The following is a 23234-nucleotide window of genomic DNA, read 5'->3' on the forward strand; positions in this document are numbered from 1 at the left end:
GATCAACTTTGACCGAAGCCTACCGCGCCTCAAAAGGGCTCAAAAATTAAGGCTTTTCGCCAATGTGGTACCGCTTGAGGGTTGCCGCACGGGGCCCCCTGCCCTAACTAGTACAAATCATGAAATTCCTTGACGAAGCAAAGGTCTATATCCGCTCCGGCGACGGCGGCAACGGCTGCGTGGCGTTCCGCCGCGAGAAGTTCATCGAGTTCGGCGGCCCCTCCGGCGGCAATGGCGGCCGTGGCGGCGATGTCATCGTCGAGGTAGTCGACGGGCTGAACACGCTGATCGATTACCGCTACCAGCAGCACTTCAAGGCGCAGAAGGGCACTAATGGCATGGGCAAGGACCGCCATGGCGCCAACGGCAAATCGATCGTGCTCAAGGTGCCGGTTGGCACGCAGATCTTCGACGAAGATCGCGAAACGCTGATCCACGACTTCACCGAGCTCGGCGAAAAATTCGTGCTGGCGCAGGGCGGCAATGGCGGTTTCGGCAACGCGCATTTCAAATCCTCGACCAATCGCGCGCCGCGCAACGCCAATCCCGGCCAGGAAGGCGAGGAGCGCTGGATCTGGCTGCGGCTGAAACTGATTGCGGATGCCGGCCTCGTCGGCCTGCCCAATGCCGGCAAGTCGACCTTCCTCTCCGTCGTCAGCGCGGCGAAGCCGAAGATCGCCGACTATCCCTTCACCACGCTGCATCCGCAGCTCGGCGTTGTGAACGCGCAGGGCCGCGAATTCGTGCTTGCCGACATTCCCGGCCTGATCGAGGGCGCGCATGAAGGCGCCGGTCTCGGCGACCGCTTCCTCGGCCATGTCGAACGCTGTCGCGTGTTGCTGCACCTGATCGACGCCACCTGCGAGCATGCGGGCAAGGCCTACAAGACGGTGCGCACCGAGCTCGAGGCCTATGAGGGGCATCTCGCCGACAAGATCGAGATCGTCGCGCTGAACAAGATCGATGCGGTCGCACCGGACGAACTGAAGAAGCAGAAGGAGCGGCTGAAGCGCGCCGCGAAGAAGACGCCGCTTCTGCTCTCCGCCGCCACCCGCGAAGGGGTGCAGGAAGCGCTCAACGCGCTGGTCGACGTGATCGGCGAGGCCCCGGTGTCGCTCAAGGCCAAGGGTGGGCAGGCGCCGTGGGCGCCGGTAACGCCGCCGCAGGGCTAGCCCAAACCTGGCCTTTGCCGCGGCCGCGCCACTTCCAAATCGCGGAGCTGGCGCGTATTGCTTCCCCGACAATCCCTTTCATTCGACCGCATCCATGAAACGCCCCGCGCTCAAAAACTTCCGCCGCATCGTCGTCAAGGTCGGCTCCTCGCTGCTGGTCGATTCTGATGCCGGCGAGGTTCGCGCCAAATGGCTGTCGGCGCTGGTCGCCGATATCGCCAAGCTGCACGGCGAAGGCCGCGACGTTCTGGTGGTCTCATCGGGCTCGATCGCGCTCGGCCGCAGCCGGTTGAAGCTGCCGCGCGGCCCCTTGAAGCTCGAGGAAAGCCAGGGCGCCGCCGCGGTAGGCCAGATCGCGCTGGCGCGGATCTGGTCGGAAGTGCTGGGGGCTCACGGCATCGGCGCCGGGCAGATCCTGGTGACGCTGCAGGACACCGAGGAGCGCCGCCGCTATCTCAACGCCCGCTCGACCATCGCCAAACTTCTGGAATGGCGCGCGGTGCCCGTGATCAACGAAAACGACACGGTGGCCACCAACGAGATTCGCTACGGCGACAATGATCGCCTCGCGGCCCGCGTCGCCACCATGGCGAGCGCCGATCTCTTGATCCTGCTGTCCGACATCGACGGCCTTTATGACGCGCCGCCCGGCGCCAATCCGAACGCAAAGCTGATTCCGATCGTCGAGTCCGTCACCTCCGAGATCGAGGGCATGGCGGGCGCGGCCGAATCCGAATTGTCGCGCGGCGGCATGTTCACCAAGATCGAGGCGGCGAAGATCGCAACCACCTCGGGCACGCATATGCTGATCGCCTCGGGCAAGATCGAGCATCCGCTGCAGGCCATTGCGGACGGCGGACGCTGCACCTGGTTCCTGACGCCCGCCAATCCCGTCACCGCGCGAAAGCGCTGGATCGCGGGCTCGCTGGAGCCGAAGGGCACGCTGACCATCGATGCCGGCGCGGTTGCGGCACTGCGTGCAGGCAAGAGCCTGCTGCCGGCCGGTGTCATCAGGATCGACGGCCATTTCGCCCGCGGCGATGCGGTGGTAGTGCGCGGACCCGACACCCACGAGGTCGGCCGCGGCCTCGTCGCCTACGACGCCGAAGATGCGGAGAAGATCAAGGGCCGCTCGTCGCCCGATGTGATGGCCATTCTGGGCATCAGCGGCCGGGCGGAGATGATCCATCGCGATGATCTCGTGGTGGGCCCGGCCGGGACCGTCCCGGTCAAGTAGGCCATTGGCCGAGCTTCGGCCTCCGGAGCCGCCCAGCCATGCCGGTTCCGGACCTCGCAAAAGCGGGATTTCCGTGCTAGGACATGGCCTTAATTCAAGCCCCGAGACCTCTAATGACCGCCTCTCTCAAGGCAATCGACGGCAACGCCGATCTGCCCGCTTTGATGACCGACCTCGCTTCGCAAGCGCGCGCCGCCGCGCGGGTGCTGGCGCTGGCGCTGCCGGAGCAGAAGGACCGGGCGCTGGAGGCCATTGCGCGGGCGATCCGGGCCAATGCGGCAAAGATCCTCGCGGCCAATGCCGAGGACGTGGCCGAAGTGAAGGCCGGCGGCGCGACCTCCGCCTTCATCGATCGCCTGACGCTGACGCCGGCGCGGATCGATTCCATGGCTGACGGTGTCGCCACGGTGCGCGCCATTCCCGATCCGGTCGGCACCGTCACCGAGAGCTGGCAGCGGCCGAACGGCATGACCATCGAACGCGTGCGCGTGCCGCTCGGCGTGATCGGCGTGATCTTCGAGAGCCGTCCCAATGTCGCCGCTGACGCCGGCGTGCTGTGCCTGAAGTCCGGCAACGCGGTGATCCTGCGCGGCGGCTCCGACAGCTTCCGTTCCTGCCGCGCCATTCACGAATGCCTCTCGCAGGGCCTGCGCGAGGCTGGCCTCCCCGAGGCCGCAATCACGCTGGTGCCGACGCGCGACCGCGCCGCAGTTGGCCTGATGCTGTCGGGATTGAACGGCGGCATCGACGTCATCGTGCCGCGCGGCGGCAAGAGCCTGGTGGCCCGGGTCGAAGCAGAAGCGCGCGTGCCGGTGTTTGCGCATCTCGAAGGCGTCAACCACGTCTATGTCGACGCCAGCGCCAAGCTCGACATGGCCAAGTCGATCGTGCTGAACGCCAAGATGCGCCGTACCGGCGTCTGCGGCGCGGCAGAGACGCTGCTGGTCGATCGCGCCGGCGCCGCGACGACGCTCAAGCCGCTGGTCGAGATGCTGCTCGAATCCGGCTGCGAGGTGCGTGGCGACGACGCCGTGCAGAAGATCGATGGGCGCGTGAAGCCGGCAACGGATGAGGATTGGGACACCGAGTATCTCGATGCCGTCATCGCCGCGCGCGTCGTCGACGGCGTCGACGGGGCGATCACGCATATCCAGAACCACGGCTCGCGCCACACCGACGCGATCGTGGCCGAGGACGCCAAGGCAGCCGGGAAATTCCTCAGCGAAGTCGACTCCGCGATCGTGCTGCACAACGCCTCGACGCAGTTCGCCGATGGCGGCGAGTTCGGCTTCGGTGCGGAAATCGGGATCGCCACCGGCAAATTCCACGCCCGCGGCCCGGTCGGCGCAGAACAACTGACGAGCTTCAAATACCGTGTTCACGGCACCGGGCAGACGCGGCCGTGAACCGCAGAGCGTTTTCGAGCCAAGTGGAAACCGGTTCGCGTCAAGAAAACGCGTCAAAACAAGAATCTGGAGCTCCGTTTCGATTCCATCGAAACGGAAATAGCTCCAGCCCGCGCCCGCGGTGACCCGGCTGATGCAACTGCAATCCGCTGCGCAAGTCATCCCCTTCCATACCAATGGCATGCGCGTCGGCCTGCTCGGCGGCTCGTTCAATCCGCCGCACGCGGCGCATCGCGCGATCAGCCTGTTTGCGATCAAGCGCCTGAAGCTCGATCGCGTCTGGTGGCTGCTGACGCCGGGCAATCCGCTGAAGGATACCGGCCGGCTGCACGGCCTTTCCGAACGTGCGCGCGCTGCGCTCGAGGTCGCCGACGACCCGCGCATCGATATCAGCTGTCTCGAAGCTGTCATCGGCACCAGGTACACTGTCGACACGATCATGCAACTGCGGCGCCGCGTTTCAGGCGTGCGCTTCGTCTGGATCATGGGCGCCGACAACCTCGCGCAGTTCCATCGCTGGAAGGACTGGCGGCGCATCGCGGCCGAGGTGCCGATCGCCGTGATCGACCGCCCGCCGCAGAGTTTCCGGGCGCTCGCCGCGCCGGCCGCCCAGGCGCTGGCGCGCTACAGATTGCCCGAGAATCAGGCGAGCCGGCTAACCGATCAGCAGGCGCCGGCCTGGGTCTTCCTGACCGGCATGAAACTGAAGATGTCATCGACCGGCCTTCGGAACTCCGACGGGAGCTGGAAGGCAAAGAAGTGACAGTTCGGTCCGAAGCGGCGGGTGGGGATACTGGAATATTGAAACCGTTAACCCCACATGCCTAATATGGTCCGCGACGCCTAAGGATTCGGCGTTCGCGATACAGTGAAAGGAATGGTCCCTGGCCACGTCTGTATTGTCAAAGTCAAAGTCTGTTTTACCAAAGGTTCCCAGCAAGTCTGCCAAGACCCCGCGTAAAACATCGACACAAGCTGCGGCCTTGAAGGCGCAACCCGACGCCGACAAGACGCTGAATATGATCCTCTCCCGCCTCGACGATATGAAGGCGGAAGAAACGGTCACCATCGACCTTCGCGGCAAATCCGCCTTTTCCGATTACATGATCGTTACGTCAGGACGCGCCAACCGGCACGTCGGCGCGATCGCGGAAAACGTCACGAAAGCCCTGAAGGAAACCGGCATCAAGAACATCCATGTCGAGGGCTTGCCCAATTGCGACTGGGTGCTGATCGATTCCGGCGATGTGGTCGTGCACGTGTTCAGACCCGAGGTGCGCGAATTCTACAACATCGAAAGGTTGTGGGCGCAGAACCCGGCGGCGGCAGCGATCTGAACACTCGGCCGATGCGAATCGGCTGAGGCGCATGTAGTTTGCCTGACGCGCGCGGAAAAGCGCGCGTGCCGGGAAAGTGCACGCCAGAAACAACAATCATGCGCCTAGTCGTGGTCTCAATCGGCCGGCTGAAACAGGGGCCGGAACAGGAGCTGGCCGAACGCTATCGCGAGCGCTTCGAGGACATCGGCCGCAAGCTCGGCTTCCGCGGCCTTGCGATTCATGAAATTCCGGAAAGCCGGGCGCGCGATGCCGCGACCCGGATCTCGGAGGAAGCCGGGGCGATTGCGGCGGCGATACCGGAGAAATCGGTGCTGGTGGCGCTGGACGAGCACGGCAAGAGCATCGACAGCGCGACCTTCGCCCGGCAGCTCGGCCAGTGGCGGGATGATGGGATCGCCAACACAATTTTCGCCATCGGAGGCGCGGACGGACTTTCGCCCGAATTGCAGCGCAAGGCTAAATTGCGCATTGCGTTCGGCTCGGCGACCTGGCCGCATCAAATGGTCCGCGTCATGCTTCTTGAACAGATTTACCGGGCCGCGACCATTCTGGCCGGCCACCCCTATCATCGCGCGTAAGGCGCGGTGAGATGAATACAGACAACACTGAATAGGCCGGATGCATTCAACGCGGGACATTCATTCATACCCTGGCACCGCCGATCGCGGCGTGTCGCGGATGTCAGCCGTCTCGCTTCCCCTGATCTTGCTTTCCGCGAGCTTCGCCACGGTATCGCCGGCGCTGGCGCAGCAGCCCGCGGCGCCTGCGCAGCAGGCGACTGCCGTTTCCCCCGACGCCCTCAAGCAGCGCGAGCAGGAATTGGAGGCGGCACGCCAGGAGCAGCGCAAGGCCGCCGAACTGCAACAGAAGCTGAAGGCCGACATCGCGGCAATCGGACAGGACCGCTCCAAGCTCAACCAGCAAGTGATCGACATCGCTGCGCAGGTGCGCAGCCTCGAGACGCGCATCGGCGAGACCGAGGGGCGGCTGCGGCCGCTCGACAGTCGCGAGATGCAGATCCGCGCTTCGCTCGATTCACGCCGCGCCGAAATCGTCGAGGTGCTGGCGGCGTTGCAGCGGGCCGGCCGGCGCACGCCGCCCGCGCTGCTGGTTCGGCCGGAGGATGCGCTGCAATCGCTCCGCACTGCCATGCTGCTTGGGTCCGTCGTCCCCGAGTTGCGCGGCCGCGCGGAAAAACTCACGGCCGACCTCACCGAACTGGTGAATCTGCGCAAGGACATCGCCAACCAGCGCGACGTACTGGCTCGGGACCGCGACAGGCTGAAGGACGATTCCATCAGGCTGGCGGCGCTGGTGGAAGAGCGGCAGCGCAAGCAGAGCGCGATCGAAAGGGACATGGAGGCCGAAGGCGCACGCGCCATCAACCTGTCCAAGCAGGTCGACAGTTTACAGGGCCTGATCACGAAAATGGAGCAGGACCTGAAAAGCGCCGCCAAGGCGGCCGCCACCGCCAGCCTGCAGGGCGCCCCGCCCGCCCCCGGCGGCAAGCCCAATCTGGGGGCTCTGAAAGATCCCGCCCGGCTCAGCCCGGCGATCGCATTCGCTTCTGCGAAGGGACTGTTCGCCTTTCCGGTCAATGGCCGCAAAATTCGCGATTTTGGCGGTTCCGACGGCGCGGGTGGCGTCGAAAAAGGCATTTCTTTGACGACCCGAGCCGGGGCTCAGGTCACAACACCGTGTGACGGCTGGGTTGTTTACGCCGGGCCCTTCCGCAGCTACGGACAACTCTTGATCCTCAATGCCGGGGGCGGGTATCATGTCCTGATCGCCGGGATGGAGCGCATTTCGGTAAACATCGGCCAGTTTGTACTTACGGGAGAGCCGGTCGCGACCATGGGGACGACGTCCCAGGTTGCATCCATTCTCGCGACGACCGCGAGCCAGCCGGTGCTCTATGTCGAGTTCCGTAAGGACGGCACTCCAATCGACTCAGGCCCATGGTGGGCCGCTAACGAAGGCGAAAAGGTTCGCGGATGATGCGCAAGACTTCTGTAATTCTTCTCAGCGCCGCCACCGGTGCGGCTTTGACGCTTTTCGTCACCCAGCCTCGTTCCGTGCTGATGGGATCGAGTGCGCGTGCCGCAACCTCGGACACCTATCGCCAGCTCAATCTGTTCGGCGACGTGTTCGAGCGCGTGCGCAGCGACTATGTCGAGAAGCCCGACGACGGCAAGCTCGTCGAGTCGGCGATCTCAGGCATGTTGGCCGGCCTCGATCCGCATTCCAGCTACATGGACGCGAAGAGTTTTCGCGACATGCAGGTGCAGACCCGCGGTGAATTCGGCGGACTCGGCATCGAGGTCACGATGGAAGACGGGCTGATCAAGGTCGTCTCGCCGATCGACGACACGCCGGCGTCGAAGGCCGGCATCATGGCCAACGACATCATCACCAATCTCGACGACGAAGCCGTGCAGGGTCTCACCCTCAATCAGGCGGTCGAGAAGATGCGCGGGCCGGTCAACACCAAGATCCGTCTCAAGATCATCCGCAAGGGCCAGGACAATCCGATCGAAGTCACGCTGGTGCGCGACAACATCCGCGTCCGCTCGGTCCGTGCGCGCGTCGAACAGGATGACATCGCCTATATCCGCGTCACCACCTTCAACGAGCAGACCACCGAAGGCCTGAAGCGCGAGATCGGCAACCTCACGAATCAGATCGGCGACAAGCTGAAGGGCTTCATCATCGACCTCCGCAACAATCCCGGCGGTCTGCTGGAGGAAGCGGTGACGGTTTCCGACACCTTCCTCGAGAAGGGCGAGATCGTTTCGACCCGCGGCCGCAATGCCGAGGAAACCCAGCGCCGCGCCGCGCATGCGGGCGACCTGACCAAGGGCAAGCCGATCATCGTGCTGGTCAATGGCGGCTCGGCTTCGGCCTCTGAAATCGTTGCCGGCGCGCTGCAGGACCACAAGCGTGCGACGCTGGTCGGCACCCGCTCGTTCGGCAAGGGCTCGGTGCAGACCATCATCCCGCTGGGCAGCGGCAACGGCGCGCTGCGGCTCACCACCGCGCGCTATTACACGCCGTCCGGCAAGTCGATCCAGGCCAAGGGTATCGTCCCCGACATCGAGGTGCTGCAGGATGTGCCGGATGAGTTGAAGTCGCGTACCGACACCAAGGGCGAGGCTTCGCTGCGCGGCCATCTGAAGAATGACGGCGATGAAAAGACCGGATCGCAGTCCTACGTGCCGCCGGACGCCAAGGACGACAAGGCGCTGAAGACCGCGGCCGACCTGCTGCACGGCATCAAGTCGACGGCGAGCGGGCCGGCGACCGGCGACAAGGCGGCAGTCGACAAGCCCGCCACCAAGGCCGCGAACTGATCCGGCGACGCTGGTTTTAGTCACAACAAAAGGGGCGGCTCTCGGGCCGCCCCTTTTTCGTTGCCAGTTTTCCCATCTCCGGCGGACCGGTGCTTTTGCGGGGCCGGCGCAGGCGCTCGAATCCGGCCCATCGTGGTATCGTCGGCGTGGATGATTCGGGGAGGTCCATGACGGAAACGGCCGACGAACTCAGCGCGCCGCTCGGACAGAAAACGGAGCGCAAGAAGCGCCGGTTTCGGCTGCCGTTCACCGCGATGCAGGCGCTGGCGGTACTGCTTGGCCTGTTCCTGGTCGGCTTCCTGACCGTCGCCCTCTTTGTGGATAATCCGCTGGGCGGGGAGCCCGTCGCCCGTATCGCCCTGCGCACGCCGACGACGGACGACAAGCAGCTGGTCACCGAGAAGGCTGCGAAATCGGCGCCCACCCAGGCCCCGGCTGGCGACAACAAGACCGTCACCATCATCGACGGCTCCAGCGGCAAGCGCCAGGACATCGTGATCGGCGGCGATGCCGGCGACAAGGCAGGCGCGGAATCCGCGCCGGCAAGCCCGATGGCCGGCATTGATCAGCGGCTGCTGGAAAAGTCGAAGTACGGCATGATCCCGGTGGTGACCGACGGCCTCAAGCCCTTCACGGTCTACGCGGCCGACGCCGACCGCATCAAGGCTGCCAAGATGCCAGTGATCGCCATCGTCGTCGGCGGCCTCGGCGTCGGCGCCGCCAAGACCACCGATGCCATCATGAAACTGCCGCCGGCCGTGACGCTGGCGTTCACGCCTTACGGGGCGGACCCCACCAAACTGGCCGAGCGGGCCCGGGCGCAGCGCCACGAGATCCTGCTGCAGGTTCCGATGGAGCCGTTCGACTATCCCGATAACGATCCTGGGCCGCAGACCCTGCTCACGACGCTCACGTCAGAGCAGAACATCGACCGGCTATACTGGCACCTCAGCCGGTTTCAGGGCTATGCCGGGATCGCCAATTTCATGGGTGCGCGCTTCACGGCAACGGATACCGTGATGCAGCCGATCATCCGCGAGGCGGCCAAGCGCGGCCTCGGCTATCTCGATGACGGCTCCTCGCCGCGCAGCGCCGCCGGATCGCTCACGGCGACCCAATCGATGCCCTTTGCCAAGGCCGATTTTACCATCGACGCCGTGCCGACCTCGGCCGAGATCGACCGGACGCTGGTCAAGCTGGAAACACTCGCCAAGGAACGCGGAACGGCGGTCGGCGTCGCCTCGGCGCTGCCGATTTCGATCGAGCGCCTTGCCGCCTGGATCAAGACGCTGGACAGCCGCGGCATCATGCTTGTGCCATTGACAACGGCGATGCTGAAATCAAAATCAGGCTAGAGATCAAGCTGATGGCGGCGAACTGGGTTTTCCCCCGACTGCGCCAGCCCGACCAATTGTGGTGACTTGATGCAGGCAAGGGAGTCCTGACGGAATGGCGCGCTACGAGGACCTGCCTTACCGGACCTGCGTCGGCATGATGCTGATCAACGCGGCCGGGCTGGTCTTCATTGGCCGGCGCGCCGGCGGCATCGAGCATGTCGATGAAACCCATGTCTGGCAGATGCCGCAGGGCGGGGTCGATCCCGGCGAGGATACCTGGGAGGCCGCCAAGCGCGAGCTTTACGAGGAAACCAGCGTTCGCTCGGTGGAGAAGCTCGGTGAAGTCCCGGACTGGCTGATCTACGACATTCCACGCACGGTGGCCGGCCGCGCCTGGAAGGGGCGCTATCGCGGCCAACGGCAGAAATGGTACGCGGTGCGCTTCACCGGCAAGGACGCGGAGATCAATGTCGCCAGCCCCGGCGGCGGTGGACACAAGGCCGAATTCGTCAGCTGGCGCTGGGAGCCGATGAAGAATCTCCCGACCCTGATCGTTCCGTTCAAGCGTCCGGTCTATGAACGCGTGGTCAAGGAATTTTCCAACCTCGCGGGCGGTTAGCCCCTTCGCTTCGACGCACGTTCGCAACAAGAACCGGTGCTCCCATCGACATCTCAGACAAACCCTATCGGCCCAATGTGGGTATTGCGCTGTTCAACGCCTCGGGTGAGGTGCTGATCGGCCGTCGTTTCCGCGACGACGGACCGGAAATCATTCTTCCCGGGTTGGAATGGCAGATGCCGCAGGGCGGCATCGATGCCGGCGAGAACCCGCGCGATGCCGTGATGCGCGAGCTTTGGGAGGAGACCGGCGCGGTCAGCGCCGAATACCTCGGCGAATCCGATTGGATGAATTACGAATTTCCACCCTATGACGGTCCGCCCGACCATCGCCTGGCGAAATTTCGCGGCCAGCGGCAGAAATGGTTCGCGCTGCGGTTTACCGGCCGCGACGAGGAGATCGACCCGCTGACGCCGCGCAACGGCCAGCCGGCCGAATTCGATTCCTGGCGCTGGGAACGGCTGGAGCGCGTCGCCGATCTCGTGGTGCCGTTCCGGTGTGAGGTCTACCGGACCGTGACGCGGCTGTTTGCGGAATTCGCCCGTTAGGCAGCATAACGCCCGAAATTGCTACCTCCGAGCTATGGCCCGGGTTTGCCGCATGATGGAATTGTTGGGGTGGGCGCACGCGTATACACTTGACAGGGACCATGGCAGCAGACGACTTGTTATGGAACAAATCGCAATGCGTGGTGTCTCGCCTCACATGAACGACGTGACTGTGTCCAAGCGCCGCCGAAGCTTCGAATGGCGCGTGCATGACCGGAATGGCACGCTGATGTTCAGCGGGCGGGAACGCACTCGTCCGGCCGCCAGGTACCAAGGCTACCGGCATCTGTTCATGCTGCTGGCGATCGGCCGGCGGGCGCCTGAGGTTCGGACTCTCGAGATATTCCCGACGTCGAACGAACCGGACGCAGGCGCCAGCCCCTCCTGGACTAGTTCGGCCCGACCGAAAACGGGCCAATCCCGATAACCTGACAATTGCTATCGCGCTTGACGCAATCGGCGAGCGCCTCGTTGATCGCCGCCTGTTCGCTCGCGGCCTTCAGCGAAAGTCCGGGCCGGCCAGCGGCACCGACCGCCACCGCGCTCCAACCGCTCTGCGCTTCCGAAATCCGCCGTGCGACATCGTCGCGTGCGTCAGCTGATATCATCGTGCTGCCGGTGGCCCTGAAGAAGCCGGTGACCTTCAACATGGTCGGAATCGGAACCACGAAATCATCGTTGATCGCGACGACCATGCACGGCACGCCGGCGATCCCTCCACACGACTCCAAAGCGCGCCGCACCGCCTCCTCGGTTGTCTCGAGCGCGATCGGAAAGAACAGCACGCCGCCGCCAGGCCCGATCGCGAGCGCCTTGTTTCTTCGCGCCGGCACGTAGGCCGCTTCGAGGCGGGCCTTGGCGGTGTCGCGGGCGAGCGGGACATTCTTCGCGGCGAAGGGTTGCTCGATCGCGGCGTCGCGCCGGATCCATGGCATGGGCGGCAGCGGCGGTTTGCCGTGGACGTACACGATCGTATCGCCGACGGCATATAGTTCGCATTTGCGCGGCGATTGCGCCGCCTCCGCGCGCTTCTGGCATTGCTCGACCGCAGCACTTTTCGCCGCTTCCTCGCTCGGCTGCGCGGTGACGAAGGCACTGAACCCACCGACATTGAGCGCGAACGCCTTGAAGTCGGCCGCTGGCGCGTAGTCGGTGGCGAGCGAGGCGCGCGCCTTGTCGCTGATGAAGGGAATACTGGCCGCGGCAAACTTGTCGGCCGATGCGACCACCGATGGAGGCTGCGACGATGGGATGTCCGGGGCTTTGGCCGCAGGCGCCGACACGGCCGCGATCGCTGACGGTGCCGGCGCGGGGCTTGCCGTGCTGCTGGGAGACGCGACCCCGGTCGCCGACGTTTCCAGCTTGGTGAAATAGAGGAAGCCGCCAACACCGATAGCGGCGAGGCTGACCACCGTGACGGCGACCGGCCACATCCAGTTCGGCTGGGCGCCTTGCGGCTTGGCCGGCTTCTTGACCTGCGGCGTCGCGTAGGTGCCGTCCTCGCGGCGCATCGCCACCATATAGGCGTGCACCGGCGTCGGGATGTTCTTCACTTCCTGCGCGCCGATGTCAGCGAACTGCACCGACAGCTTGTTGGCGACCTGCTCGTGCACCGCGCGCGAGATGCAGATGCCGCCGACCTCCGCGAGGCCCTCCAGCCGTGCGGCGATGTTGACGCCGTCGCCGAGCAGATCGCCATCGCGCTCGACCACGTCGCCGATGGTGATGCCGATGCGGAACGCCATCTGCCGGCTCGGCGGATAGGCCATGTTTCTTGTGCGCAGGCTTTCCTGGATATCGATCGCACAACGCACGGCTTCGACCGCGCTCGGGAATTCGGCGAGCACGGCATCGCCGGCGGTATTGAAAATGCGCCCGCCGCCCTTGGCGATGAAATCGTCGGTGACCAGACGGTAGGACGCCAGGCGGCGCAGCGTCTCCTCTTCGTCCTCGGCAACGAGCCTGGAGTAGCCGGCAATATCGGCCGCAAAAATCGCCGCGATCTTGCGCTTCATGAACAGCAGCCCCGAACCACGTTCTGGCGCGGCAGAATGCCGCCAGAAGTTCCCCGGCGCAACCTTGGCATTCGAAGCCGGCCTGCTCCCGCGACTGTTTGGGACAAGAGGGCCCTTCGGACGACCCCAAAAATCAAAACGCCCGTCACGGTGTGACGAGCGCTGATGCAGCCCGGGCCTTCAGTGCGCCCCGGAGCGGTCCTCCGGGGCCTAGTGCATCGCCGTTGTGTTGATTTCGATCTGAATGCTCTTGAAATGATCCAGCCGCTCGATGGCGCGATCAAGTTCGTCGCCTTCCTTCTCGGCGAGCTTGGCTTCCATTTCGGCGATGGTCTCGGCGAACTGTGCGCGATCGACATCTTCCATCGAGGTGGCGACGTCGGCGAGCACAGTGAGGCCGCTCTCCGACATTTCCGCAAGGCCGCCGAGCACGATCACCTTTTCACGGGTGCCGCCCGTGGAGATGGTCAGGATGCCCGGGCGAACCGCCGCCACGACCGGCGCATGCCCGGCGAGCACGCCGAAATCGCCTTCCAGACCGGGAACATCAACCTGGTCGACCTCGCCGGAGAAGGCGAGCTTTTCGGGAGAGACGAGATCGAAATGAAAGGTAGCCATGGAGAACCTGCGAGTAGCGAGTAGCGAATAGCGAGTGGGAAGAATGGGAGCAGCGCCATTCGCTACTCCCTGTTCGCCATTCGCGCCTTAGGCCGCTTCAGCAGCCAGCTTCTTGCCCTTCTCGACGGCTTCTTCGATGGTGCCGACCATGTAGAACGCCGCTTCCGGCAGATGGTCGTACTTGCCTTCGCAGAGACCGCGGAAGCCCTTGATGGTGTCGGCGAGGTCGACGAACTTGCCCGGCGATCCCGTGAAGACTTCGGCGACGTGGAACGGCTGCGACAGGAAGCGCTCGACCTTGCGGGCGCGAGCCACGGTGATCTTGTCCTCTTCCGACAGTTCGTCCATGCCGAGAATGGCGATGATGTCCTGCAGCGACTTGTACTTCTGCAGCACCTGCTGAACCATGCGCGCGGTGTTGTAGTGCTCGTCGCCAACGACGAGCGGGGAGAGCATGCGCGAGGTGGAGTCGAGCGGGTCGACCGCCGGATAGATGCCCTTTTCCGAGATCGCACGGCTCAGCACCGTGGTCGCGTCCAAGTGGGCGAACGAGGTGGCGGGCGCCGGGTCGGTCAAGTCGTCGGCCGGCACGTAGATCGCCTGCACCGAGGTGATCGAGCCCTTCTGCGTGGTGGTGATGCGCTCCTGCAGCGCCCCCATGTCGGTGGCGAGCGTCGGCTGATAACCCACGGCGGAAGGAATACGGCCGAGCAGTGCCGACACTTCGGAGCCGGCCTGCGTGAAGCGGAAGATGTTGTCGACGAAGAACAGCACGTCCTGGCCCTGGTCACGGAAGTGCTCGGCGACCGTCAGACCGGTGAGGCCGACGCGGGCGCGGGCGCCGGGCGGCTCGTTCATCTGGCCGAACACCAGCGCGCACTTCGACTTCACGCTCGGATCGGGATTCTTCGGATCGGCGTTGACCTTGGATTCGATGAACTCGTGATAGAGGTCGTTACCTTCGCGGGTGCGCTCGCCGACGCCGGCGAACACCGAGTAACCACCGTGCGCCTTGGCGACGTTGTTGATCAGCTCCTGAATCAGCACGGTCTTGCCGACGCCAGCGCCGCCGAACAGGCCGATCTTGCCGCCCTTGGCATAGGGTGCGAGCAGGTCGACGACCTTGATGCCGGTCACGAGAATTTCGGCTTCGGTGGACTGGTCGGTGTAGGTCGGCGCGTCCTGATGGATGGCGCGCTTGCCTTCGGACTTGATCGGGCCGGCTTCGTCGATCGGCTCGCCGATGACGTTCATGATGCGCCCGAGCGTGCCGTCACCGACCGGAATTGCGATGGGCTCGCCGGTGTCGGTCACTTCCTGACCGCGCACCAGACCTTCGGTAGCGTCCATCGCGATCGTGCGCACGGTGGACTCACCGAGGTGCTGCGCGACTTCCAGCACCAGGCGGTTGCCGCCGTTCTTGGTTTCCAGCGAATTGAGAATGGCCGGCAGATGACCTTCGAACTGCACGTCGACAACGGCGCCCATGACTTGGGTGACGCGACCGATCTGGTTAGCTGCTGTGGCCATGAATTGCTCTCCTTCGAAATTCTGTACTTGAACGACCGTCGATTGGTTCGTGCGCTAGACCGCCTCGGCGCCGGAGATGATCTCGATCAGCTCCTTGGTGATCTGGGCTTGACGGGTTCGGTTGTAGACCAGGGTTTGCTTGCGGATCATTTCGCCGGCGTTGCGGGTGGCGTTGTCCATCGCGCTCATCTGCGAGCCGTAGAAAGAAGCGTTGTTTTCCAACAGCGCGCGGAAGATCTGCACTGCAAGATTGCGCGGCAACAGCCGCGTCAGAATCTCGTCTTCTTCCGGCTCATATTCGTAAGCGGTCGATGGACCGGCGTTGGCGGCCGGCTCTTCGACTACCAGCGGAATGACCTGCTGGGCGGTCGGGATCTGCGCGATGACGGACTTGAAGCGCGAATAGAACAGCGTGCAGACGTCGAACTCGCCGGCCTCGAACAGTGCCAGGACCTTCTTGGCGATGTCCTCGGCGTTGACGAAGCCGAGCTGGCGAACCCCGCGCAGATCGACGTGCTCGATGATCTGCTTGTCGAAGGTACGGCGCAGCTGGTCGTAGCCCTTGCGGCCGACGCAGAAAATCTTGACGTCCTTGCCCTGGTTCATCAGGGACAGCGCCCGCTCGCGGGCCAGACGGACGATTGCCGAATTGAACGCGCCGCACAGGCCGCGTTCGCCGGTGCAGACCAGCAGCAGATGCACCTGGTCCCTGCCGGTGCCGGCCAGCAGCGCCGGAGCGCCGGGCGAACCGGCGGCAGCCGCGGCGATATTGGAAATCACCGCATCCATCTTTTCGGCGTAGGGCCGTGCCGCTTCGGCGGCAGTCTGCGCACGGCGCAGCTTAGACGCCGCGACCATCTGCATCGCCTTGGTGATCTTCTGCGTCGCCTTGGTCGAGGCGATGCGGACCCGCATGTCTTTAAGTGAAGCCATTCTCAGTTCACCCCGGCGATCTGGCCTCAAGGCCCCGATCGCAAGCCACTCTGTTCGTCGGGCCCGGCTGGAAGCCGGGCCTCAACGGCAAATCCTCAAGCAAACGCCTTGGCGTAACCTTCGACCACGCTCTTCAGCTTGCCGGCGAGTTCGTCAGAGAGATCGCGGCTGTCACGGATGCCGTTGAGAATGTCGACGTTCTTGCCACGCAGCACCGACAGCAGGCCGTCCTCGAACGCGCGCACCTTGTTGACCGGAAGCGCATCGAGATAGCCGTTGGTGCCGGCCCAGATCACGCAGACCTGCTCTTCCATCTTCAGCGGCGAGAACTGCGGCTGCTTGAGGAGTTCGGTCAGGCGCGAACCGCGGTTCAGCAGGCGCTGGGTCGAAGCATCGAGGTCGGAGCCGAACTGCGCGAACGCCGCCATTTCGCGGTACTGCGCCAGCTCGCCCTTGATCTTGCCGGCGACCTTCTTCATCGCCTTGGTCTGCGCCGACGAACCCACGCGCGACACCGACAGACCGACGTTCACTGCAGGGCGGATGCCCTGGAAGAACAGGTCGGTTTCCAGGAAGATCTGGCCGTCGGTAATCGAAATCACGTTGGTCGGGATGTAGGCCGACACGTCGTTGGCCTGGGTTTCGATGACCGGCAGCGCCGTCAACGAGCCCGAGCCCTGGTCCTTGTTGAGCTTCGCCGCGCGCTCGAGCAGGCGGGAGTGCAGGTAGAACACGTCGCCCGGATAGGCTTCGCGGCCCGGCGGACGGCGCAACAGGAGCGACATCTGGCGGTACGCGACGGCCTGCTTGGACAAGTCGTCATAGATGATCACGGCGTGCATGCCGTTGTCGCGGAAGTACTCGCCCATGGTGCAACCGGTGAAGGGGGCGATATACTGCATCGGCGCCGGGTCGGAAGCGGTGGCGGCGACGACGATCGAATATTCCAGCGCGCCCTGCTCTTCGAGCACCTTCACGAACTGGGCAACGGTCGAACGCTTCTGGCCGATCGCGACGTAGACGCAATACAGCTTGATGTTCTCGTCCGGCTGCGCGTTGAGCGGCTTCTGGTTCAGGATGGTGTCGAGGGCGATCGCGGTCTTGCCGGTCTGGCGGTCGCCGATGATCAGCTCGCGCTGGCCACGGCCGACCGGGATCAGCGCATCGATCGCCTTCAGGCCGGTCGCCATCGGCTCGCTCACCGATTTGCGCGGAATGATGCCGGGCGCCTTGACGTCGACGCGCTTGCGTTCGGTGGCCTGGATCGGGCCCTTGCCGTCGATCGGGTTACCCAGCGCGTCGACGACGCGGCCGAGCAGGCCCTTGCCGACCGGGGTGTCCACGATGGCGCGAGTGCGCTTGACGGTCTGGCCTTCCTTGATCTCGCGGTCGGCGCCGAAAATAACGATACCGACATTGTCGGTTTCGAGGTTCAGCGCCATGCCGCGGGTGCCGTTCTCGAACTCGACCATTTCACCGGCCTGGACGTTGTCCAGACCGTAGACGCGGGCGATACCGTCGCCGACGGACAGCACCTGTCCGACTTCGGTGACCTCGGCCTCCTGGCCGAAATTCTTGATCTGGTCCTTGAGGATCGCGGAAATTTCCGCGGCGCGGATGTCCATCAGCCTGCCTCTTTCATCGCGTGCTTGATCGAATTGAGTTTGGTGCGAAGCGAACTATCCACCATGCGGCTGCCGAGCTTGACCACAAGGCCGCCGATGATGGAGGGATCGACTTTCACGTTGAGCGCGACGTCCTTGCCCGTCACTGATTTCAGTGCGGTCTTCAGCGCGTCGAGATTCTTTTCATTGAGCTGTTCGGCGACGGTGACGTCGGCGGTCGCCTCGCCCTTGAACTTCGCCACCAGCGCCCGGAAGGCGCGGATCACATCGGCCACGGCGAAAAGCCGGCGGTTGGCGGTCAACACTTTGAGGAATTTGGCGGAAGTGCCGGTGATGCCGGCCTTGTCGAGCAGGGCATTGAGCGCCTTGGCTTGCGCGTCGGCCGAGAAGACCGGGCTGCGGACGAGGCGCTTGAGATCGGCGCTTTCGTTCAGCATGGCCTCGAATTTATCGAGATCGGCTTTGACTGCGTCGATGGATTTCTCCTCGCGCGCCAACTCGAACAAGGCCGTAGCATAACGGCCGGACACCCCGGAAACGGACGGATCTTCTGCAGCCACAGACTCGCTCTTTTCAGCTGTCAAATTCGCAAGGGAAAAACCGTCGCCACGGGTAGCGGCGCCTAGCGATCCAAGCCCTTGGAATTCAAGCGGGACTTCGATTTTCGACCGGCACGGAAGTGCCGGGGTCGTTAAAATCGCGGCTTTGCTAACATAGCAAGCGCGCAGGTGCAACATGACCGCGCCTTCAGGCGATGCCTTGTCGCATGTCGATTTTCAGGCCGGTTGAAGGTTTGTTTTGAGACAGCCCGCGCGGCGGAAGTTGGCCAGGCGCCGAACCGCGGTGTCCATGCGTCACCGAGCGGTGAATTGGTTCCAATCGTATTTGCATGGCGGCTATGAACCTTGGGGTGCGGAACGAACCGACCCGGCCCGCTCCATTTGCCCATTACTTGCCTAAATCTTTCCACTCCTGAGGACAACTGTATTCGCAAGTAATGACTAGTATTGAATTAGTTAAAATTGGGTTAAGGCGCAAGATTACGGAATATCACCTGATTAGTTGCACGCGGTAACAAGATATGTCAGCCGCGAACAAAGAGGAACTACTGCCCAATTCATGCCTTATTGGCTGATCAAACGGCAACCGCTGAAACTGGGACGGGGGTTCCATTTGTCACGTATGTGGCAATACTATCTGAGGGACTAGTTTAATGTTGCAAACCAATAAGATCGTGCCGGGAACTCTAACCCGGTCGCGTACAGCGTTCGCCTTGATCGCCGCGACTCTTCTGGTCGGCGGCAGCATCACCGAAGCATCCGCCAAATCCAGGCATCACCGGCATCACCATCACCACCATTCCCATCACGCCAAAACTCAGCCGGCCGGTGACAACTGGCTGAACGCCAACGCCTCGATCGGCTCCCAGAGCACCGGGCGCGGCTTTTCGGGAAAGGCCTCGTTCTACGGCAATGAATCCGGCAGCAGGACCGCCTCCGGACAGCGCTTCAATCAGAACGCCATGACCGCAGCCCACCGCTCGCTGCCGTTCGGCACCAAGCTCCGCGTGACCCATCGCGGCCAGAGCGTGATCGTCACGATCAACGACCGTGGCCCCTTCATCAAGGGACGCGTGCTCGACCTCTCCAAGGGCGCCGCCCGCGCTATCGGCCTGACCGGCGCCGGTGTCGGCCACGTCACCGCCGAGGTTGTGTCCTAAAGCGCCAATAGCGCGCCATTCTTCAGTAAGCGTTGCGTTGCGTAACTGCCTGCGGAACTTTCCGCGGCAACAAAGGCCTGTCGTCGCAAATGACGGCAGGCCTTTTTTGTTTACCCTCCCCTGGAGGGGAGGGTCGGCACGGATCGAGCGAAGCGAGATTCGTGACGGGGTGGGGTGATCTCTCCACTCGGGCACTGTTGGTTGTGGAGAGACCTTCACCCCACCGCGCCGCGCGTTTCACGCGCGTCGACCCTCCCCCTCCAGGGGAGGGTGAAACAGCCTCACAAAAAGCTCTGCGGGTCGACGTCGACCTCGAGCTTGAGATTGCCCTTGGTCTTAGGCCCGGCAGCCAGCCATTCGCGCAAGTACTCCGACAAATCGACATTGCGCAGCGACTTCACCAGGATCCGGAACCGGTAGCGGCCCTTGATTACCGCCAGCGGCGCCTCTGCAGGGCCCAGCACCTGGATGCGCTCGTCGATTGGCGCGACGGCGGCGAGCCTGCGGGCAAAACCTTCCGCGCTCGGCCGGTCGCCGGCGGAAATGATCAGGCTGGCGAGTCGGCCGAACGGCGGATAGCCGGTGCGCTCGCGCGAGTCGATCTCGTTGGCATAGAAGGCCTCGCGGTCGCTGGCGACCAAGGCCTTCATCACGGGATGTTCGGGCTGATGGGTCTGCAGAAAGCCTATGCCGCGCCCCTGCTCGCGCCCGGCGCGCCCGATCACCTGGTTGAGCAATTGAAACGTCCGCTCGGCGGCGCGCGGATCGCCGTTGCCGAGGCCGAGATCGGCATCGACGACGCCGACCAGATTGAGTCGCGGGAAATTATGTCCCTTCGCCACCAGTTGCGTGCCGATGATGATGTCGACGCGCCCCTCCGCAATTTCGTTCAGTTCGCTGCGCATGGTCTCGATCGAGGTGATCAGATCGCTCGACAGCACCATGGTGCGCGCTTCCGGAAACAACGCGGCCGCCTCTTCCTGCAGGCGCTCGACGCCGGGACCGACCGCGACCAGCGATTCCTCGGCCTGGCAATGCGGGCAGATGTTCGGACGCGGCATCGAGAAGCCGCAATGGTGGCAGACCAGGCGCTGACGAAAGCGATGATCGACCAGCCAGGCGTCGCAGATGGTGCAGGCGAAGCGGTGGCCGCAGGCGCGGCATAGCGTCAGCGGCGCATAGCCACGGCGGTTGAGGAACAACAGCGCCTGCTCGCGCTTCTCGATCGCGAACCTGACCTGCTCGGCCAGCGGAGGCGAGATGAAGCGACCGCGCGGCGGCGGCGCTCGCCGCAGGTCGATCGCCTCGATATGCGGCATGTGCTGGCCGCCGAAGCGCGACGGCAGCGCGACGCGCTGATAGCGCCCCTTGCGCGCGTTGACTTCGCTCTCGACCGACGGCGTCGCCGACGCCAGCACGATCGGAATCTTTGCAATGTGCGCGCGCACCACGGCCATGTCGCGGGCGTGGTAATGCGCGCCGTCATCCTGCTTGTAGGCCTGGTCGTGCTCTTCATCGACGATGATCAGGCCGAGATCCGCATAAGGCAGAAACAGCGCCGAGCGCGCGCCGACCACGACCGGCGCTTCGCCCGCCGATATCGCCGCCCAATTGCGCTGCCGCGTGCGCGGCGTCAGCTCGGAGTGCCACTCGATCGGGCGCACGCCGAAGCGCTGCGCGAAACGGTCGAGGAATTGTCCGGTCAGCGCGATCTCCGGCATCAGGATCAGCGTCTGCTTGCCGCGCCGGACGACTTCCGCAATCGCCTCGAAATAGACTTCGGTCTTGCCAGAGCCGGTGACGCCGTCGAGCAGCGCGACATGGAACGTGCCGTCGGCGGCGAGCGCGCGCATCGCGTCCACCGCCGCGCGCTGCTGATGGGAAAATTCCGGCTGCGCAAAGGCGGGATCGGGCGCCGGCGGTGGCGGTGGTGGCGGCATCGCCTCGATCGCAAGCGTACCCTCGTCGACCAGACCGTCGACCACGCCTGAGCTGACGCCGGCTTCCCGCGCCGCATCCGACTTGCCGTGCAAGAGGCCGTCCGACAGCACCTCGATCAGCCGGCGTCGTGCCGGTGTCAGCCGCCGCGGCGGCTCGCCGACCAGCCGCACGCCGAGGCGCATCCGCTCGGGGCCGAGATTTTCGCCCATCCGCAACGCCATGCGCAGCACCATGCCGCGCGCTGAGAGCGTGTAGTTGGCGACCCAATCGACCAGGCTGCGCAGCTCTTGCTTCAGCGGCGGCACGTCGAGCTTTTCGCCGACGTCCTTCAGGCGGTTGTGCAGCCGTGGATCGGGATTGGCGTTTTCCGCCCACACCACCGCCACCACCTCGCGCGGTCCGAGCGGCACGCAGACGACATCGCCCGGCTTCAGCTCCATGCCGCGCGGCACGCGGTAGGAATAGTTTTGATTGAGCGCGACCGGCACCAGCACGTCGACGACGCGGGTCGACGAGGCCGGGGAACTGGTTTGGCGGGTGGCGTGGTCCATCGGGGGAATCAGGCTCGAGGTATCCGAAACGAGGCTAGCGCCGCCTCGGCCAGTTAGCGAACGGTAAACGAAAGAGGTGCCATATAATTAATGCGTTGGAGCACGGCCTCCAAGGTGATCTCCAAAAGGCAAGGATGATGGCCAGGGAAGTTCCGACACCGCAAGCGTTTGAGCTCGATTGCGCCGATGAGGCGTTCGCGCAGGAGGTCGGGCGCTGGTTGACGCATTTGCGCGCCGAGCGCCGGCTGTCGCCGAAGACGCTCGAAGCCTACGCCCGCGACCTCCGCCAGTGCCTCACCTTTCTCGCCGAGCATTGGGGAAGTCAGGTCACGCTGAAACGGTTTGCCGCGCTGGAGGCCACCGACGTCAGGGCTTTCATGGCAATGCGCCGCGCCGACGACATCGGCGGGCGCTCACTGATGCGGGCGCTGGCGGGCTTGCGCTCGTTCGGGCGCTTTCTGGAACGGGAAGGCAAAGGCAGGGTCGGCGCGCTATCGGCGATCCGCGCTCCGAAAATCGCAAAGAGCCTGCCGAAGCCGATCCAGATGGACGCTGCCAAGCGCTTTGCCGATGCCGACGAGCGGGCCGGCGAGGAGCGCGAGCCCTGGATTCTCGCGCGCGACGCCGCGGTCATGGCGCTGCTCTACGGGTCCGGCCTGCGCATCTCCGAGGCACTCGGACTGAAACGCCGCGACGTGCCGAAGCCGGGCGAAGGCGACGTCATCATCGTCACCGGCAAGGGCAACAAGACCCGGATGGTGCCGGTGCTGCAGAACGTGCTCGCCCTGATCGCCGACTACGTTGCGATGTGTCCGCATTCATTGCCGCCGGCCGGGCCGATCTTCGTCGGCGCGCGCGGCGGGCCGCTATCCCCGCGAATCATCCAGCTCACCATGGAGCGGCTGCGCGGCGCGCTCGGGCTGCCTGACAGCGCCACGCCCCACGCGCTGCGGCATTCTTTCGCAACCCACCTGCTCAGCCGCGGTGGCGATCTGCGCGCGATCCAGGAACTGCTCGGCCACGCCTCGCTCTCGACCACGCAGATCTATACCGGGATCGACAGCGAGCGGCTGCTGCAAGTGTACAAGAGCGCCCACCCGCGCGGGTGACGCGGCCAGACACAAAATATCGAAAACAACCCCATGCAAAGTAGAGAGGGCCCGGCTCGCGGCACTCTGGCTGCTTGCGTCCGGGGCACGAGATAGCCCGTCGTCACGGGCCGGCCTGACCTCATCCTGTCCTAGATGCCGTAATGGGCCCTGCTCCGAGCAAGGGGTCATGATGGTGGCTGT

General features: G+C 64.4%; 20 protein-coding genes. 13 read left to right on the forward strand and 7 right to left on the reverse strand.

Translation table 11 applies throughout. From position 1 onward, the window contains the following. Nucleotides 1-119 precede the first annotated feature (119 nt). The 11 genes from obgE to CQ14_RS07860 all read left to right on the forward strand — a co-directional run bounded on the left by obgE (nt 120) and on the right by CQ14_RS07860 (nt 11009). Complete coding sequence (gene obgE / locus CQ14_RS07810) at nt 120-1172, forward strand: GTPase ObgE (protein ID WP_057857331.1); 1053 nt, start codon at nt 120-122, stop codon at nt 1170-1172. A 94-nt stretch (nt 1173-1266) separates the two neighbouring features. Beyond that, nucleotides 1267-2409 carry a glutamate 5-kinase gene (gene proB / locus CQ14_RS07815; protein ID WP_057857332.1) on the forward strand — a complete coding sequence of 381 codons (1143 nt, stop codon included), beginning with the start codon at nt 1267-1269 and terminating at the stop codon, nt 2407-2409. 113 nt (nt 2410-2522) lie between these two features. Further along, entirely contained in the window at nt 2523-3815 is a 1293-nt protein-coding gene (locus CQ14_RS07820; RefSeq protein WP_057857333.1) for a glutamate-5-semialdehyde dehydrogenase, read from the forward strand. 133 nt (nt 3816-3948) lie between these two features. After that, nucleotides 3949-4578, forward strand: coding sequence for a nicotinate-nucleotide adenylyltransferase (locus tag CQ14_RS07825; protein WP_057857334.1), 630 nt, complete (start codon nt 3949-3951; stop codon nt 4576-4578). A gap of 220 nt (nt 4579-4798) precedes the next feature. Further along, entirely contained in the window at nt 4799-5152 is a 354-nt protein-coding gene (rsfS, locus tag CQ14_RS07830; protein WP_057857335.1) for a ribosome silencing factor, read from the forward strand. Between the two features lie 98 nt (nt 5153-5250). Continuing rightward, nucleotides 5251-5733, forward strand: a complete 483-nt coding sequence (gene rlmH / locus CQ14_RS07835; protein WP_057857336.1) for a 23S rRNA (pseudouridine(1915)-N(3))-methyltransferase RlmH — start codon at nt 5251-5253, stop codon at nt 5731-5733. Nucleotides 5734-5833: 100 nt separating this feature from the next. Beyond that, nucleotides 5834-7153 (forward strand): murein hydrolase activator EnvC family protein, encoded by a 1320-nt coding sequence (locus tag CQ14_RS07840; RefSeq protein WP_245320248.1) that lies wholly within the window; start codon nt 5834-5836, stop codon nt 7151-7153. Then, on the forward strand, nt 7150-8505 hold the full coding sequence (locus CQ14_RS07845) for a S41 family peptidase (protein ID WP_057857338.1): 1356 nt from the start codon (nt 7150-7152) through the stop codon (nt 8503-8505). Before CQ14_RS07840 ends, CQ14_RS07845 begins: the two co-directional genes overlap by 4 nt. A gap of 167 nt (nt 8506-8672) precedes the next feature. Further along, on the forward strand, nt 8673-9860 hold the full coding sequence (locus CQ14_RS07850) for a divergent polysaccharide deacetylase family protein (RefSeq protein ID WP_057857339.1): 1188 nt from the start codon (nt 8673-8675) through the stop codon (nt 9858-9860). 94 nt (nt 9861-9954) lie between these two features. Then, nucleotides 9955-10461: an RNA pyrophosphohydrolase gene (locus CQ14_RS07855; protein ID WP_057857340.1), complete on the forward strand. Its 507-nt coding sequence runs from the start codon at nt 9955-9957 to the stop codon at nt 10459-10461. 50 nt (nt 10462-10511) lie between these two features. Next, on the forward strand, nt 10512-11009 hold the full coding sequence (locus tag CQ14_RS07860; protein ID WP_082649767.1) for an RNA pyrophosphohydrolase: 498 nt from the start codon (nt 10512-10514) through the stop codon (nt 11007-11009). Nucleotides 11010-11398: 389 nt separating this feature from the next. Here CQ14_RS07860 and CQ14_RS07865 read toward each other — a convergent pair whose 3' ends face one another. The 6 genes from CQ14_RS07865 to CQ14_RS07890 form a co-directional block, all read right to left on the reverse strand. Continuing rightward, a complete protein-coding gene (locus CQ14_RS07865; RefSeq protein ID WP_057857342.1) occupies nt 11399-13024 on the reverse strand; it encodes an adenylate/guanylate cyclase domain-containing protein in 1626 nt (541 codons plus the stop codon). A 210-nt stretch (nt 13025-13234) separates the two neighbouring features. Next, nucleotides 13235-13642 (reverse strand): F0F1 ATP synthase subunit epsilon, encoded by a 408-nt coding sequence (locus tag CQ14_RS07870; RefSeq protein WP_057857343.1) that lies wholly within the window; start codon nt 13640-13642, stop codon nt 13235-13237. An 87-nt stretch (nt 13643-13729) separates the two neighbouring features. Then, nucleotides 13730-15172: a F0F1 ATP synthase subunit beta gene (gene atpD, locus CQ14_RS07875; RefSeq protein WP_057857344.1), complete on the reverse strand. Its 1443-nt coding sequence runs from the start codon at nt 15170-15172 to the stop codon at nt 13730-13732. 54 nt (nt 15173-15226) lie between these two features. Further along, nucleotides 15227-16105 carry a F0F1 ATP synthase subunit gamma gene (locus tag CQ14_RS07880; protein WP_057857345.1) on the reverse strand — a complete coding sequence of 293 codons (879 nt, stop codon included), beginning with the start codon at nt 16103-16105 and terminating at the stop codon, nt 15227-15229. A gap of 95 nt (nt 16106-16200) precedes the next feature. Continuing rightward, entirely contained in the window at nt 16201-17730 is a 1530-nt protein-coding gene (gene atpA, locus CQ14_RS07885) for a F0F1 ATP synthase subunit alpha (RefSeq protein ID WP_057857346.1), read from the reverse strand. Next, complete coding sequence (locus CQ14_RS07890) at nt 17730-18290, reverse strand: F0F1 ATP synthase subunit delta (RefSeq protein WP_057857347.1); 561 nt, start codon at nt 18288-18290, stop codon at nt 17730-17732. Before CQ14_RS07890 ends, atpA begins: the two co-directional genes overlap by 1 nt. A gap of 653 nt (nt 18291-18943) precedes the next feature. Here CQ14_RS07890 and CQ14_RS07895 point away from each other — a divergent pair. After that, nucleotides 18944-19450: a septal ring lytic transglycosylase RlpA family protein gene (locus CQ14_RS07895; protein WP_057857348.1), complete on the forward strand. Its 507-nt coding sequence runs from the start codon at nt 18944-18946 to the stop codon at nt 19448-19450. Between the two features lie 281 nt (nt 19451-19731). On the opposite strand, the gene CQ14_RS07900 is transcribed toward CQ14_RS07895, so the two are convergent. Further along, entirely contained in the window at nt 19732-21942 is a 2211-nt protein-coding gene (locus tag CQ14_RS07900; protein ID WP_057857349.1) for a primosomal protein N', read from the reverse strand. Nucleotides 21943-22076: 134 nt separating this feature from the next. Between CQ14_RS07900 and CQ14_RS07905 the strand changes: the two genes are divergently transcribed. Further along, entirely contained in the window at nt 22077-23051 is a 975-nt protein-coding gene (locus CQ14_RS07905; protein ID WP_430650147.1) for a tyrosine recombinase XerC, read from the forward strand. The last annotated feature ends 183 nt before the right edge of the window (nt 23052-23234 follow it).

This window comes from Bradyrhizobium lablabi (assembly GCF_001440475.1).
GTDB classification, from domain to species: domain Bacteria; phylum Pseudomonadota; class Alphaproteobacteria; order Rhizobiales; family Xanthobacteraceae; genus Bradyrhizobium; species Bradyrhizobium lablabi.

Coding starts and splice junctions, on each gene's coding strand:
- atpA (WP_057857346.1), bottom strand. CDS start 17,730: ATGGACATCCGCGCCGCGGAAATTTCCGCGATCCTCAAGGACCAGATC.
- CQ14_RS07855 (WP_057857340.1), top strand. CDS start 9,955: ATGGCGCGCTACGAGGACCTGCCTTACCGGACCTGCGTCGGCATGATG.
- CQ14_RS07880 (WP_057857345.1), bottom strand. CDS start 16,105: ATGGCTTCACTTAAAGACATGCGGGTCCGCATCGCCTCGACCAAGGCG.
- CQ14_RS07850 (WP_057857339.1), top strand. CDS start 8,673: ATGACGGAAACGGCCGACGAACTCAGCGCGCCGCTCGGACAGAAAACG.
- proB (WP_057857332.1), top strand. CDS start 1,267: ATGAAACGCCCCGCGCTCAAAAACTTCCGCCGCATCGTCGTCAAGGTC.
- CQ14_RS07895 (WP_057857348.1), top strand. CDS start 18,944: ATGTTGCAAACCAATAAGATCGTGCCGGGAACTCTAACCCGGTCGCGT.
- CQ14_RS07845 (WP_057857338.1), top strand. CDS start 7,150: ATGATGCGCAAGACTTCTGTAATTCTTCTCAGCGCCGCCACCGGTGCG.
- CQ14_RS07825 (WP_057857334.1), top strand. CDS start 3,949: ATGCAACTGCAATCCGCTGCGCAAGTCATCCCCTTCCATACCAATGGC.
- CQ14_RS07820 (WP_057857333.1), top strand. CDS start 2,523: ATGACCGCCTCTCTCAAGGCAATCGACGGCAACGCCGATCTGCCCGCT.
- atpD (WP_057857344.1), bottom strand. CDS start 15,172: ATGGCCACAGCAGCTAACCAGATCGGTCGCGTCACCCAAGTCATGGGC.
- rlmH (WP_057857336.1), top strand. CDS start 5,251: ATGCGCCTAGTCGTGGTCTCAATCGGCCGGCTGAAACAGGGGCCGGAA.
- CQ14_RS07840 (WP_245320248.1), top strand. CDS start 5,834: ATGTCAGCCGTCTCGCTTCCCCTGATCTTGCTTTCCGCGAGCTTCGCC.
- obgE (WP_057857331.1), top strand. CDS start 120: ATGAAATTCCTTGACGAAGCAAAGGTCTATATCCGCTCCGGCGACGGC.
- CQ14_RS07900 (WP_057857349.1), bottom strand. CDS start 21,942: ATGGACCACGCCACCCGCCAAACCAGTTCCCCGGCCTCGTCGACCCGC.
- CQ14_RS07870 (WP_057857343.1), bottom strand. CDS start 13,642: ATGGCTACCTTTCATTTCGATCTCGTCTCTCCCGAAAAGCTCGCCTTC.
- CQ14_RS07905 (WP_430650147.1), top strand. CDS start 22,077: ATGATGGCCAGGGAAGTTCCGACACCGCAAGCGTTTGAGCTCGATTGC.
- CQ14_RS07865 (WP_057857342.1), bottom strand. CDS start 13,024: ATGAAGCGCAAGATCGCGGCGATTTTTGCGGCCGATATTGCCGGCTAC.